The sequence below is a fragment of the Bradyrhizobium sp. LM2.9 genome (genome assembly GCF_054056555.1).
The window spans coordinates 4,171,243-4,184,473 of record NZ_JBSRYJ010000002.1 but is presented as its reverse complement, the minus strand read 5'-3'; the positions used below and the strand labels follow the sequence as shown (position 1 = coordinate 4,184,473).

Here is a 13,231-nt window from a genome sequence, read left to right as displayed (position 1 = left end):
GTCATGACCTCGCGCGCGGACAAGCTCGGCCGGTTGGTCTCGCTCGTGAAGCTCCAGCTCCGGCTGTCCGAGTGGCAGCTCGCGCATCTGCGGCAGCAGGAGCGCAGCTTGCAGGACGAGCAGGAATGGCTGGTCGGAGCCCTGAACGATGGCAAGCCGCCGGCGGGATCATCGAGCGAATCGATCGCGCGGCGCCTGACCAGGACCAGCGTCGGCACGCGCGCGATTCAGGCGCAGGCCTCGCAGCAGCTCGACCAGGTTCGCGCGGAGAGCCGCCGTGTGAAGCAGTTCGAGCAGGTCGCCAAGGCGGCGCTCGCGGACAAGCTTCGCGACGCCGAGAAGAAATCGCTCGAAGAGATGACGGGAACAAGTCTCACCGTGCGCGAGTGGACGCCACGGCCAGCCAACCGGAACAAGACATGATCGTGACAGCGACACCCGACCTCGTCCTCGACGTCCTCGATGCCGCCGACCCGGTAGCGCAGCGCGCGGCGACCGCCAAGCTCGATGCGCTGAAATCATCGGACGCGGATTTCACCGTCACGATGGACGCGGAGGCCGGCAAGGCGAAGGCGGCCGCCGCAGAACAATCCGCGTCGAAGGTTTCGGAAGGGCCGTCGGGTGCGGTGAACGGGGCGCCGGTGCAGGTGATCAAGGCGCCGGCATCCGGCGAGGTGTACCGGAAGTTCGAGGCTTTCATCCTCCAGACCTTCGTCGAGACGATGTTGCCGAAGGAGTCGGAGGAGGTCTTTGGCAAGGGTACGGCCGGCGGCGTCTGGAAGTCGATGCTGGCGGAGCAACTTGGTGTTCAGCTGGCAAAGGGCAAGGGCATTGGCATTGCCAAGCAGCTCGCCGCCGCGCATCCGGCCGGGCCGGACGTTACGGGCAAGGCCGGATGACGATCCGGGAATGGGTGACAGAAGTTGAAGGGTGAATTTCCTATGCAGGCACATGAAGGCGCGGCGGCCCTGGTGATGGAGCAGCCGGTCGTGGACACCGAGGCGATGACGACGGCAGCCGCGCCCGGTGAAGCGCTGTTGCCCGTGCTGCTCTCGAATGTCGGTGGCGAGGTGGCGAACGAAGGCGCGGATACAGCGAGGTCCGATGAGGTGCGGGGCCTGCTGGCTGCGATCCGCCGGCTCGAAAGCATCGTCGAGGAAGAGACGGTCGCGCTCGGTACGGGCAAGAAGATCGATTTCGACGAGTTCAGCGCCCGGAAGAGTCGGAGCATGCTGGAATTCGTCCGCCTGATGCGGGCGCGAATGCATCTCGGCGGCGAGGTCGAGATCACCGAGGAGATCCAGCGGTTGCGCGAGAAACTTGAGCGAAACCGTTCTCTCCTCGAAATGCACTACGACGCGGTACGCGAGGTCGCGACCATCATCGTCAAGGCCATCAGGGACGCCGAGTCGGACGGCACCTATACCGGTCGAGCAGCACAGGACGGAAGATGATCAGACTGGTGCTGGCCGGGCTCTGGGTATGCATCCTCACCGCGGGCACGAGCTATGCCGTCGCGTATTGGAAGGAAAACGGCACCCTGTTGCCGGCGAAGGACGAATATCTCGACGGGCTGCAGTATCAGAAGACGCGGGCGCTGAGCGTGCCCATGGTCGAGGGTGGCAACGTGCAGGGCTACATCGTCGCGCGCTTCGTCTACACCGTGGAGGCGCGGACCATGCACCAGCTCAACGTTCCGCCCGAGCCGTTCGTCGTGGACGAAGCCTTCCGCAGGATCTATGCCGACGACCGCCTCGATTTCAGGAAACTCGCCCGTTACGACCTCTCCATCCTCACGACGGCCATCAAGCAGCGCGTCAATGAGCGGATGCAGGCCGAAGTCGTCCAGGATGTCCTGGTCGAGGACTTCAACTACGTGTCGAAGGAAGAATTCCAGCAGAAGCCCTAGGTGTCGCGGCGCCTCGCGTCGCGAAGCTAGGCATCTGTTCCCGCGTTTCCGCCGCTGAAAGTACAACGGCCTCTGCGAAATTGGTTCGCAGAGGCCGTTGTCGGTTTCGCGGCAGCGCCCTGCCGTATCAGTTTCCGGCCGGATACGCCGCCGGGGCGGCATGCGCCCTGTTCAGGAGGATGCCGAGCTCGTCGAGTTCCTGCATCGGCACGTCGATGGTCTCCCCTGCCGGGATGTCGAGACGGTATCCGACGTAGCGCCTGGCCACGATCGCATCGAAGCCGAGGCGGTCGCGAAGTTTCTTGCGCAGCTTGCTGACGTGGCTCTCGATCACGCTCTCGTCGAAGGTCGCCTCGAAGATGCCGTAGACCGCGTTGAAGATCTGCGTCTTGGTGACCCACTTGCCGTGGTTGCTGACCATATATTCGAGGATGCGCAGTTCGCGTCGGGGCAGGGTGAGGGCGTGGCCCGCGATCTCGGGGTCACGTCCGTTGAAAAAGACCTGGATCCTGGTCTCGCAGGGCCTCGGCAGTTCCCCGACCCGGCGGCGCGCGATCGCGGCCGTTCGAGCGAGGATTTCGCGGAGATGAATCGGCACGTGCACGACGTCATCGACGCCCGATTCGAACAGCTCCAGCGTGTTCTTGAGCATCTTCTGGCCGCTCATGGCGATGATGGGAGCCGAGGAGCGCTTGCGCATCGCCCGCGGCAGGCTTCCGCGAGCGTCGCAATCCCCGAGGAGGAAGGCGTCCACCGCAGCCAAATCCGATTCACTCGCAGATTGCAGCCAGTCCCAGAATTCTCCGGAGGAGAAGCCGATCGACGATACACCTTCGCGAACGAGCCCTCCGACATAGCTGTTCGTGACGCTCTCGCGATCATCAACGATAATATACATCAGTCTTTCGCCCCTGTTTCGCACTTGCTGCGGCCGGTTCGTTGTTGTGATGCCCGGCTCGGCAGCGGTGCTGTTTGACGACATTCCTTCCCGCGAACCGTTATTATGGTTTCATATTCGCGGGCAGCCCTACGCATTCAGTGCCTGCGTCTCGCAGGCCTGCTACTTCGACTCGATACTGAACGCCTACTGCGTGAGGCCCGGCGGGTGTCTTACGGATCACCTCGCGGAGCGGATTGAGAAAGCGACCTAGAACAGTTGCGCCAAGTGCTTATCGCGTCCGAACGCTACTGTACTGTATCGTTCTCCTCGCTAACTGGCGAGAATCACTTGAGCAGGACCGTAACAATTGCCGATTCCCGATCAAGCGTGCGCAACAAAGCGGTTGCTACGCGTGCTTGATACTGTTGCTTTGTTTCGAGTTGTTTCTTTGTATGTACAATCGCATCAGTTGATTTGGAATTAAAACTAGTTTTGCACTTTGGCAGTTCTAAAGTTCCGCATCCCCGTATGAATACAGCCTTTTCGGGCGATGCCGCGGTACATGCAAATCGGGAGGTTTTCAACCCGGGATTGACTCTCGTCGCCCTGTTTCCGCATGCGACAATTCGACTCATGTATGGCAAGGCGACTCCAGCTTGGCGAAATCTTGACGGAGGTGTGTCTTTCGAGTCGCACTCTCGCCACGTGTATGACGCGTTTGACTCAGTTGCGTCGCTTCGCGCGCGATGAAAAGATTTCGATGCGCAGGTTTCAGGCAAGCTTCGGCACATAATGTCACCGTTCGATAGGTCGAACCGAACGGAGCATTCTCACATGTTGTCCGATGGACAAGCTCGCCCCAACGCGACCGCCAATGTTTCCGCAGCGGCGAAGCCGGCTGCGGAGGCGCGCGATGCCGGGGACAATGCGACGGGAGCCGCCAAGCCTGCTGCGACCACCAGGCGTGTGTCGGCAGCGGCGAGTGATGAAACTCTGGCGAAAGAGGCGCTCGAGGGTCTGAAGCGCATTCGCGCCAAGGCGCGGCTCGACAAGATGGCGATACACAAGCCTGCGCCGATCGTGATCAAGCCGGCCGTGATCGTAGCCAAGCCGCCGCCGCCGCGTCCGACATGGGTCGCGCCGCTCGCGACATTGGCAGTCGCTGCGATGGTGGTGGTCTGCGCCTGCACTGGCGTGATCGTCTATCTCACCACGCAGCCCGCCCAGAGCAATGTCGCCGCCAATACGGAGATCAGGAATCTGCGCGAGACGGTGGCGCAATTGCGCAAGCAGATGTCGGGCGTGTCCGACAATCTTGACGGCCTGCGCACGGCGGTCGATCAATCGAGCAAGGCGACCAATGACCGTTTCGGCCGTTTTGGCGAGAACCTGGATCGCATCGAGCGGGTGAGCTCGTCCTCGACGGTGAAGCTCGACAAGCTCGCCCAGGCGCAGGCCCAGGCTCCGACGCCCGTTGCCTCACAAACACAGCCAATGCCGATGATGGCTTCAGTCGCGGCGCCCGAGGTCACGGGATCGGTGTCTCCGTCTGAGCGCATGTCGGCGCCGCGCAAGACCATCAAGGGCTGGTCGGTCCGCCAGGCCTATGAAGGGATTGCGATCCTGCAAGGCCCGAACGGCGTCGTCGAGGCCGTGCTGGGACAGCAGGTGCCGGGCCTTGGCCGTATCGAGGAGATCAAAAACGAGAACGGACGTCTGGTGGTGGAGTCCAGCGGGGGCGTCATCTATTCGTCACGCAAGGCAACGCCCTGATCGAGGGCCGCCTTCTATTGGCGGTGGTGCTCGAAGCTGGTGCATAGCAGGTCGACCTCCGCCTCCGCGATCGGCGCGCGAAACAGGCGGCAGCTGAACTCGGCCGCCGTCTTGCTGTCCGTGGTGCGATCTTCGCGCAGGAAGATGCAGCGCTTGCAGACGTCGGTATGGTGCCGCTGTTCGGCCGCATCGGCCTGATCGAGCACATGCCGGAGCGTGTCGCGAAAGCGAGTCTTGGCATCGTCGTCGAGAATGGCAATCGGCTCGAGCAGAACGCTGATGGGGTCGCGCACGAGAAATTTCTTGCCCTGCTGCGTCACGCTCAGCAACACAGAGCGCTTGTCCGTGGCGGAGCGCTTGCGCTCGATGTAGCCCAGCCGCTCGAGCTCGCCGATGACGAAAGAGGCGGTGCCGCGCGTGGTGCCAACGTAACTCGCGAGCGCCGAGGGCGTCCGGGAAAACCGGTTGGCGCGGGAGAGGAAACGCAGCGCCATCCATTCGCGGTCGCGCAGGCCATGCTTGGCGCCTTCGAACCACAGGATACGGGCCATCTGTCCCAATAATTCGATCGCTTCGCGAGCCAAATGCATTTCAATTCCAGGTCGGATAAATCTTTATTCAATTGAGCTTCTGGCAGCGCAATCCGGGTGGCTGATAATGAAGCTCCCGAGAGAGACGGAACTTCCGGCGGTGGAACTAGAGCGTCACGAAGAAAGTTCGAGTAAATCGCCCGACTCAACTGTTCTGAAAATTTCAGTCAAATAAACTGCGATTCGCCTGCAAAATCCCGATAGCGTACGACGGGGAGCAACATGATGTGCCCTTGCGACCACAGCAGAGCCCATTTGTTGCGGCGACGCGGTTCGAATTGCGCGAGCAGGCAGTTGCGCTGCAACTCGCGGCAGCGAAAGTGGAAGCGAGAGAACCACCGTTTTCGGTTAACGGATGTTGCGTCGCAATGCAGGCAGGCGGTTAAATCCCAAATACGATCGAGCCCGCGAACGCCAGAGTGTCGTCTGTGATCGAGCAAGCGAAGCCGTTCAACGTCAAGCGCGCAGCATTGGCCGCCACCGTCGGCAACATGCTCGAATTCTACGACTTCATCACCTACAGCTTCTTCGCCATCCAGATCGGCCATACCTTCTTCCCGACGGGAAGCGAGTACGGCAGCCTGATGTTGTCGCTGGCGACCTTCGGCGCCGGCTTCGTGACGCGGCCGATCGGCGGAATCGTGCTCGGGATCTATTCCGACCGCATCGGCCGGCGCCCCGCCATGCTGCTGAGCTTCGCGCTCATGGGGCTATCGATCCTGACCATCGCGCTCACGCCGTCCTATCAAGCGATCGGCCTTGCCGCGCCCATCATCGTGATCGCGGCGCGTATGACGCAAGGCTTTGCCCTCGGCGGCGAGGTTGGGCCGACCACCGCCTATCTGATCGAGATTGCCCCGCCCGAGCATCGGGCGCTGGTGGTGGCATGGCAGCCGGCGAGCCAGGAGATCGCCGCGACCGCGGGCGCGCTCGTCGGCGTCATCCTGAGCCGGACGATGGCGCCGGAAATGCTCGACGCCTATGGCTGGCGGGTGGCGTTTCTGATCGGGGCGGTCTGCATACCGTTCGGGTTCTGGATGCGCCGGACGCTGCCCGAGACGATCCCGCAGGCCAAAGCCGGTGCCCGCACCATCGAACACGTCAGTCATTTTTCGCAGGCGAGGCGCCACCTTGGCATCATCGGACTTGCGCTGATGATCCTGGCAAGCGGCACCATCTCGACCTACGTCACCCAGTACATGACGACCTATGCGCAGAACACGTTGCATGTGTCGTCCACACTGGCTTTCGCCGTGTCGCTGGTCAGCAACGGCATTCAGTTTGTCGGCGCACTGGTCGGGGGCTGGCTGGCAGATCGTCTTGGTCGCAAGCCGGTGATGATCTGGCCAGCAGCTCGCAACGCTGCTGCTGACCTACCCGACCTTCCTGTGGATCGTCCATGCGCCGGGCGCGTTGTCGCTCCTGGCCGGTTTCGGTGTCCTGTCGGTCATCGGGTCGCTGCCATTCACTGCGTTCTACGCGACCTTCGTCGAGGCGCTGCCCCAGAACATTCGCGGCGGCGTGTTCGCGACCGTCTATGCGGTCGCGATCGCCAGCTTCGGCGGCACGGCGCAGCTCGTGGTCACCTGGCTCCTCCACCTCACCGGCAATCCGCTGGCGCCGGCCTGGTACCTGCTGCTTGCGGCAATCGTTGGACTTGTTGCGATGAGTCTGATGCCCGAGACTGCCCCGGGGAAGCAGCGTCAGGGCAAGGCCTGAAAGCGGCGTGCTCGCAGGCTGGTGATTTGCGTTTCGTCGGCAATTATCGGCGAATGCGTCGCTTGGGGATCAGGGCCAGGTATCAGGAAGGGATGAGCCGATGAGCATTGAAACCACCATGACATCCGACGTCGTCGGGCTGACCAAGGCCGCCCCGGTCTCGCGGCGCGGATTCATGAGCGCCACCGCGGCGGTTGCCGCCGGCTACACGCTTGCGGCCGGGCCCGTACGCGCCGAGGCGATCACGACAGACACCAGCGGTCTCCAGGCCGGCGACGCCAAGATCAAGGTCGGCTCCGCAGAGATGCCTGCCTATTTCGCCCGCCCGGCCGGCAACACAAAGGCGCCGGTGATCATCGTGGCGATGGAGATCTTCGGCTTGCACGAATACATCAAGGACGTGACGCGGCGCCTCGCCAAGCTCGGCGCGTTCGCAGTCGCGCCTGACTATTACTTCCGCAAGGGTACCGATCTGACCAAGATCGCCGAGATCAAGGACCTGCTGCCGATCGTCAATGCCAAGCCGGACGCGGAGCTGCTGTCCGATCTCGATGCGACGGTGGCGTGGGCGGGATCGCAAGGCGGCGACACCGCGAAGCTCGGCATCATCGGCTTTTGCCGCGGTGGACGCACCGTCTGGGAATATGCCGCCCACAACGGCACGCTCAAGGCTGGTGTCGCCTTCTACGGTCCGCCGGTCGATGCTCCCAATCCGCTGTGGCCGAAAAGCCCGATGCAGCTGGCGCCCGAGATGAAGGCGCCGGTGCTCGGCCTCTATGGCGGCGCCGATACCGGCATTCCCGTCACCCAGGTCGAGCAGATGAAGGCTGCGCTCGAGCAGAACAAGAAGACGGCCGAATTCAAGATCTATCCGGAAGCGCCGCACGGCTTCCATGCCGACTACCGCGGCAGCTACCGCAAGGACGCCGCGGAAGATGCCTGGAAGCAGGCGCAGGCCTGGTTCAAGAAATACGGCGTTCTGAGCTGACTTCGCAGCATGATCCGGAAAAGCGTGTAGCGGTTTTCCGACAAGATCATGCTCAAACGATCCATGAGGGCGATCCAATCGGCCGCCCTCTTTCCAATGCGGCGTGCCGATCTCATTTCACCATCGCGCCATAGACGATGTCCTGGACCTGCTCGCGATAAAATTTCCGCAGCTCGCCCGGCGCCGCCGTTCCGACAACCACGACGAGACGTTCCTTGGGATCGCAGAAGAACTGTGTCCCGTACGCGCCATTCCACGTGAACTCGCCGGGATTGCCGGGGACCGACGACAATCCCTCGCTGGTGCGGACAGCGACCGCGAGGCCAAAGCCGAAGCCGGCGCGATGCGGCTCGATGTTCGCCACGTTGTTCTTGATCTCGGGGCCGAGATGATTGGTCGTCATGTGATGCACGGTCTTGGGACCGAGGACGCGCTGGCCGTCGAGTTCGCCGCCGTTGAGCAGCATCTGCCCGAAGCGGATGTAGTCGCCGACGGTTGCGAACGAGCAGGCGCCGCCGCAGTCGGATTGTGTCGGCGTGTCCAAAAGCTTGATGGCTTGCGGCTTGCCGGTCAGCGGATCGTTGGCGAACGGGCGGGCGAGGCGAGGGCGCTGTGCGTCGGTCGGATGGAAGGTCGCGTCCTTCATGCCGAGCGGTCGCCAGACATTGGCGGCGAGATAGTCGCCGAGCCTCTGCTCGCTCACCTTCTCGACCACAGCACCAAGTACGTCGATCGAAAAACCATATTCGAACTCGGTCGAGGGTTGATGCGCCAACGGCAGCTTTGTGATGCGATCGATGAACGCCTGGGTGTCGCCTTCGATCGCCGGCGCGGTGCCTTCAGGATATTGTCGCGCAAGCGTGCTTGAGCTGTCCGGGCGGCCGCCATACATCAGGCCGGACGTGTGCCGGTAGAGATCGTGAATGAAAATCGGCGATGCCTGCGGTTCGAGCTTCAATGAACCGTCGGCCTGCTGAACGCCGACCTTCATGTCGGCAAAGCCAGGATAATAGTCGGACAGCTTGGCCTGGAGCGGCAGCTTGCCCTGCTCCATCAATGTCATGCCCGCGACTGCCGCCATCGGCTTGGTCATCGATGCCAGTGCGAAGATCGCGTCAACAGGCATCGGCGTGCCCTTGTCCGGATCCAGCATGCCATAGGCCTTGTAGTGCACAAGCTTGCCGTCACGGGCGATCGCGACGACCGCGCCGGGGACGCGCTTGGCGGCGATCTCACGCGCGAAGAAATTGTCGAGCCGCGCAAGGCCTTGTTTCGAGAAGCCGGCGTCGTCGGGACTGGCTTCGGGCAGCGGCGCGGCGCGCGCTGCACCAAGCGTGATGACGGCAGCCGCCGCGACCATGGCGATCGTCTTCATTGTATCCTCCCAAGCGCGGGCTCGTTATGCAGTGGCCCGCTGAGTGGTTAGATCACGACCGCACCGGCGCGAAGTCAAGCGCGGGCAGGGCATGTCTGGGACGCCGGGAATGCCGGAACCCTATCGTCCCTCTCCCGCGCGCCATAACGCATCCAGAGCGTGGCGGTAGGTCGGATAAGCAAGTGTGACGCCGAGCTCGCGCTTCAATTTCGCGTTGGAGACACGGGCGCTGCTGGCATAGAAGCTGCGCGCTATCGGCGACATCCCGGCGGTCTCGAAGGCCTCTTCGGGGGGCGGCGCAACGTTCATCAGCTTCGCCGCATGGGCGATCACGTCCTGCGGCGGCGCCGGCTCGTCGTCGCAGACGTTCCAGGTGCCGCCGCTCGGGTGATGAACCGCGGCCGTGATCGTGCTTGCGATGTCGTCGACATGGATGCGGTTGAACAATTGTCCCGGCTTGATGATCCGCCGGGCCGTTCCAGCGCGCAGCGTCACCAGCGCGTTACGGCCGGGGCCGTAGATGCCCGCCAGCCGCAGGATTGCAGCGTTGCCGCGCGTTATGTCCGTCCAGGCCCGCTCGGCAGCGACCCGCATACGGGTGCGGTCGAGGATGGCCTGCGGCGGGGTGCTCTCGTCGACCCATCCGCCGCCGTGATCGCCATACACGCCGATGGTCGAGAGATAGACGACCTTGCGCCGGCCCGCCGCCAGCACGTCGCCGAACGCGGCGATGGCGGGATCGCCGGCGCTGCCGGGCGGGATCGATACGAGAAGGACGTCGGCGTCGCCGATACGTTCGACCGTCTCGCGCGCGGGGCTGCCGCCGGAAAAGGCATGCATCTCGATGCCGGCAGGGTCATCTCGCTTCGCGGGATCGCGCACGGTGGCGGCGATATGTGAGAAGGTGCCGCCAAACCTGCGGACGAAACGCCCAGCGCTGTAGCCAAGGCCAAGGATGAAGAGCCGCATGTGTCCGCCGTGCTGGTTCCGTTCGCGCCGTTGCGCGTGTCTCCGCTCATAAGGGATTTTTGGGTCCGGCAAAAGATATTGCAATTTTACTCGCACGCTGCCTCGGGCGATGCTCACTTGTCACAGCGGCAGGAGGGACGGATCGATCATGCAGGCAGAAGCGCCCGCCATAGTGCCATGTGACGCCGCTGAGCTGATCCGGCGCGCCGCAGCGCTGATCTTCGATATCGACGGCACCTTGGCCGAAACCGAGGAACTGCATCGGCAGGCCTTCAATTATGCCTTCGTTCGCCACGGTCTCGACTGGCAGTGGGACCGGGCCGTCTACAAGGACCTGCTGCGGGTCACCGGTGGCAAGGAGCGCATTCGCGTCTTCCATGGACGGCTGAAGATTGCTGCGCCATTGTCGGACGCGAACATCGCGGAACTCCACCGCATCAAGACCGCGCATTACGCCGAACTGGTCGAGACCGGCTGCTGCCCCTTACGGCCCGGCGTGACCGGTCTCCTCATTGCTGCCAAGGCGCGCGGCCAGCGGCTCGCGATCGCGACCACGACGTCCCACGGCAACATCGATGCGCTGCTGTCGCGGGCGCTGGGGACGCGCTGGTCCGCGGATTTTGAGGCGATCGTGGCCGGGGACGATGTGGAGCACAAGAAACCTGCGCCGGACGTCTATTTCGAGATTCTGGCGCGGCTGAAGCTCAACGCGTCCGACTGCGTCGCGATCGAGGATTCCGCCAACGGCCTGATCGCGGCCTCGCGGGCGAAGATTCCCGTGCTCATCACCCGCAGCATGTTCTTCCGGGACGACGATTTCAGCGCGGCGCGGGTCGTGCTGGATGATTTGTCGGAGCTCGGATGAGGCCGCAGAGCAAAAAAACTGAAAAACAACCCCATGCACAGTAGAAAGTGCCTGCGGGCCGGCCGCGTTCAGTGGACGCGGTGGCTCGTTCTATCATCCTCAGCCTGCTCGACAATCTGCGCGATGGGGCTCGACTGATGATGCACCAGCCGCCATCCGTCGCCGACGCGCCGAAAATGGTTGGCAGCAGCCAAAGCGGTGCCGTCAACGATCTCGATGCAGAGCACGCGCGCGCTGTCTCCGTCGACGATGGCCTGCGGTTCGGCGCAGACGATCTGCGGCCGCTGCGGATTTTGCAGGATATCGCGCCAGCTTCCGATCACCGTGGCGCGCCCGATAATCGCCGGCCAGCCGGGATGGATGCAGGAAATGGCGTCGTCATCCGCCCACATCTGTTCCATACCGTCGAAGTCGCCGGTTGAAAAGGCGGCGTAAAAGGCCGCGTTGGCGGCGATGATCTTGCTGTCCTTTGCCATGCCTCTCGGGTGGGGCAACGACAGGCAAAAATCAAGCGCGACTTCCGTCGGCTTTCTGTTCGATCTGGACCGCAGTGCAGCATGCCTGCTTTGTGGTCACGCGGAGACCAGCGTCTCCACCGCCCGCCGCGCGCCATCCTCAAAGAGACGGCCGAGCGCCGCGGTCACGGCCTCGCGCAGGCGCGGCTCGGCACCTAGCGGCCCGAACACTTTTCCGACGCCGAGCAGTGCGGGCGCCAATCGCTCGGCGACGGGACCTGCCTCGCGCGCCAAGCCAGCGAACTCGGCGGCGAGCGGATCGCGCACGTCGATGGCGCGGCCCTGCTCGTCGAGACCGGTGACGTAGCGCATCCAGCCGGCCACCGCGAGCGCATGCGTCGCGACCGGTAAATTCTTAAGCAGGCGATCCTGCATCGCGCCAAGCAGCCGCTGCGGCAGCTTTTGCGAGCCATCCATCGCGATCTGCCAGGTACGATGATGCAGCGCCGGATTTGCGAAGCGCTTGAGCAGCGAGGCGCGATAGGCGGCCAGATCGGCACCGGCAGGCATTGTCAGCGTCACCGCGGCCTCCTCCATCACCTGCGCGGCAAGACGCGCGAAATGCGGATCCAGCATGGTGTCGGCGATGGTCTCGTAGCCGGCGAGATAGCCGAGATAGGCGAGCGCGGAATGGCTGGCGTTGAGCAGCCGCAGCTTCATCAGCTCGAACGGCTTGACATCAGTGACGAGCTCGACGCCCGCGGCGGCAAGGTCAGGCCGGCCCGCCGTGAAGCGATCTTCGACCACCCATTGCGTGAACGGCTCGGTCATGACGGGCCAGGCGTCGCGCAAGCCGAGCGCGGATGAAACCGTATCGCGGTCGCTATCCGTCGTCTCCGGCACGATGCGGTCGACCATGGTCGAGGGGAAGGCCGCTGTATCCGTAATCCACTTGCCGAGGTCCTTCGAGCGCAGCGCTGCGAACTGCGTCACGATCCGCTGCACGGTGTGGCCATTGGCGGCGAGGTTGTCGCAGCTCAGCACGGTGAAGGGCGGGGCACCCAGCGCTTGCCGCCGCGCCAGTGCCGCAACGATGAAGCCGGGCGCCGAGCGCGGCGCGTCGAAACTGTTGAGATCGTGCACGACATCAGGATGCCGCTCGTCGAGATCGCCGGTCTGCGGCGTGTGGCAATAGCCCTTTTCGGTGACGGTGAGGGAGACGATACGAATGGCGGGATCGGCCATCCGCTCGATCAGCCGCGCCGGGCTCTCGCGCGCGACCACGCTGTCGAGCAGCGCGCCGATCACCCGGTGCTGGGTGCCTTCGGCCGCACGGACCGCAACCGTATAGAGATGGTCCTGCGGGGCGAGGGCGTCGCGCGTGTCAGGGCTGCGCAGGCTCGCGCCGATGATGCCCCACGACGCGGCGCCGGCGGCAAGGCAATCGTCGATGAATACGGCCTGATGGGCGCGATGAAAGGCGCCGAGGCCGAGATGCACGATGCCGGGCGTGACCCGCGAACGGTCATAGGCCGGGCGGCGGATCCCAGGTGGCAGCCGGTCGAGATTGGCGCGGCCAAGGCGCGTTGAACTCAGGCGCACGGACGTCTCCCCTTGCTTTGCCGCTGCTTGACATGACGTCCGTCCTCGGTCAATTGGTAAGACCAATTTTCCAAAATTGGCGGGCCGCCGGGATCAACCCGGTGCG

At 63.6% G+C, this 13,231-nt stretch carries 13 protein-coding genes and 1 pseudogene; 8 read left to right on the top strand and 6 right to left on the bottom strand.

Going from position 1 to position 13,231, the window contains the following annotated elements:
* Window positions 1-3 precede the first annotated feature (3 nt).
* Genes ACVWW3_RS21830 through ACVWW3_RS21815 form a run of 4 tightly spaced genes read left to right on the top strand, consistent with a single transcriptional unit; the run spans window position 4 to window position 1,909 of the window.
* Window positions 4-423, top strand: a complete 420-nt coding sequence (locus tag ACVWW3_RS21830) for a hypothetical protein (RefSeq protein ID WP_456648693.1) — start codon at window positions 4-6, stop codon at window positions 421-423.
* Entirely contained in the window at window positions 420-899 is a 480-nt protein-coding gene (locus tag ACVWW3_RS21825) for a rod-binding protein (protein WP_456649773.1), read from the top strand. The genes ACVWW3_RS21830 and ACVWW3_RS21825 overlap by 4 nt, the downstream gene beginning before the upstream one ends.
* A 42-nt stretch (window positions 900-941) precedes the next feature.
* Complete coding sequence (locus ACVWW3_RS21820; protein ID WP_456648694.1) at window positions 942-1,454, top strand: flagellar biosynthesis protein FlgN; 513 nt, start codon at window positions 942-944, stop codon at window positions 1,452-1,454.
* The gene (locus ACVWW3_RS21815) at window positions 1,451-1,909 is read left to right on the top strand and encodes a hypothetical protein (RefSeq protein WP_354050126.1); all 459 of its coding nucleotides are present in this window, start codon (window positions 1,451-1,453) and stop codon (window positions 1,907-1,909) included. The genes ACVWW3_RS21820 and ACVWW3_RS21815 overlap by 4 nt, the downstream gene beginning before the upstream one ends.
* 127 nt (window positions 1,910-2,036) lie before the next feature.
* On the opposite strand, the gene ACVWW3_RS21810 is transcribed toward ACVWW3_RS21815, so the two are convergent.
* Window positions 2,037-2,807, bottom strand: a complete 771-nt coding sequence (locus ACVWW3_RS21810; protein WP_456672108.1) for a response regulator transcription factor — start codon at window positions 2,805-2,807, stop codon at window positions 2,037-2,039.
* 816 nt (window positions 2,808-3,623) lie between these two features.
* Here ACVWW3_RS21810 and ACVWW3_RS21805 point away from each other — a divergent pair.
* On the top strand, window positions 3,624-4,562 hold the full coding sequence (locus ACVWW3_RS21805) for a hypothetical protein (RefSeq protein WP_456648695.1): 939 nt from the start codon (window positions 3,624-3,626) through the stop codon (window positions 4,560-4,562).
* Between the two features lie 14 nt (window positions 4,563-4,576).
* Here the strand turns inward: ACVWW3_RS21805 and ACVWW3_RS21800 are convergent, their stop codons facing one another.
* Window positions 4,577-5,152 carry a MarR family winged helix-turn-helix transcriptional regulator gene (locus ACVWW3_RS21800; protein ID WP_247344605.1) on the bottom strand — a complete coding sequence of 192 codons (576 nt, stop codon included), beginning with the start codon at window positions 5,150-5,152 and terminating at the stop codon, window positions 4,577-4,579.
* Between the two features lie 428 nt (window positions 5,153-5,580).
* On the opposite strand from ACVWW3_RS21800, the pseudogene ACVWW3_RS21795 reads away from it, so the two are divergent.
* Window positions 5,581-6,871: pseudogene (locus tag ACVWW3_RS21795) on the top strand (MFS transporter).
* A gap of 100 nt (window positions 6,872-6,971) precedes the next feature.
* Complete coding sequence (locus tag ACVWW3_RS21790) at window positions 6,972-7,859, top strand: dienelactone hydrolase family protein (RefSeq protein ID WP_456648697.1); 888 nt, start codon at window positions 6,972-6,974, stop codon at window positions 7,857-7,859.
* A gap of 112 nt (window positions 7,860-7,971) precedes the next feature.
* Here ACVWW3_RS21790 and ACVWW3_RS21785 read toward each other — a convergent pair whose 3' ends face one another.
* Window positions 7,972-9,234, bottom strand: a complete 1,263-nt coding sequence (locus ACVWW3_RS21785; protein ID WP_456648698.1) for a serine hydrolase domain-containing protein — start codon at window positions 9,232-9,234, stop codon at window positions 7,972-7,974.
* A gap of 120 nt (window positions 9,235-9,354) precedes the next feature.
* Window positions 9,355-10,203: an SDR family oxidoreductase gene (locus tag ACVWW3_RS21780; protein ID WP_456648699.1), complete on the bottom strand. Its 849-nt coding sequence runs from the start codon at window positions 10,201-10,203 to the stop codon at window positions 9,355-9,357.
* A 148-nt stretch (window positions 10,204-10,351) separates the two neighbouring features.
* Here ACVWW3_RS21780 and ACVWW3_RS21775 point away from each other — a divergent pair, with 148 nt between their 5' ends.
* Entirely contained in the window at window positions 10,352-11,068 is a 717-nt protein-coding gene (locus tag ACVWW3_RS21775) for an HAD family hydrolase (protein WP_456648700.1), read from the top strand.
* A gap of 68 nt (window positions 11,069-11,136) precedes the next feature.
* On the opposite strand, the gene ACVWW3_RS21770 is transcribed toward ACVWW3_RS21775, so the two are convergent.
* Both ACVWW3_RS21770 and ACVWW3_RS21765 read right to left on the bottom strand, forming a co-directional pair.
* Window positions 11,137-11,544: a nuclear transport factor 2 family protein gene (locus ACVWW3_RS21770; protein ID WP_247350762.1), complete on the bottom strand. Its 408-nt coding sequence runs from the start codon at window positions 11,542-11,544 to the stop codon at window positions 11,137-11,139.
* A gap of 96 nt (window positions 11,545-11,640) precedes the next feature.
* Window positions 11,641-13,125, bottom strand: coding sequence for a mannitol dehydrogenase family protein (locus tag ACVWW3_RS21765; protein ID WP_456648701.1), 1,485 nt, complete (start codon window positions 13,123-13,125; stop codon window positions 11,641-11,643).
* Window positions 13,126-13,231 lie beyond the last annotated feature (106 nt).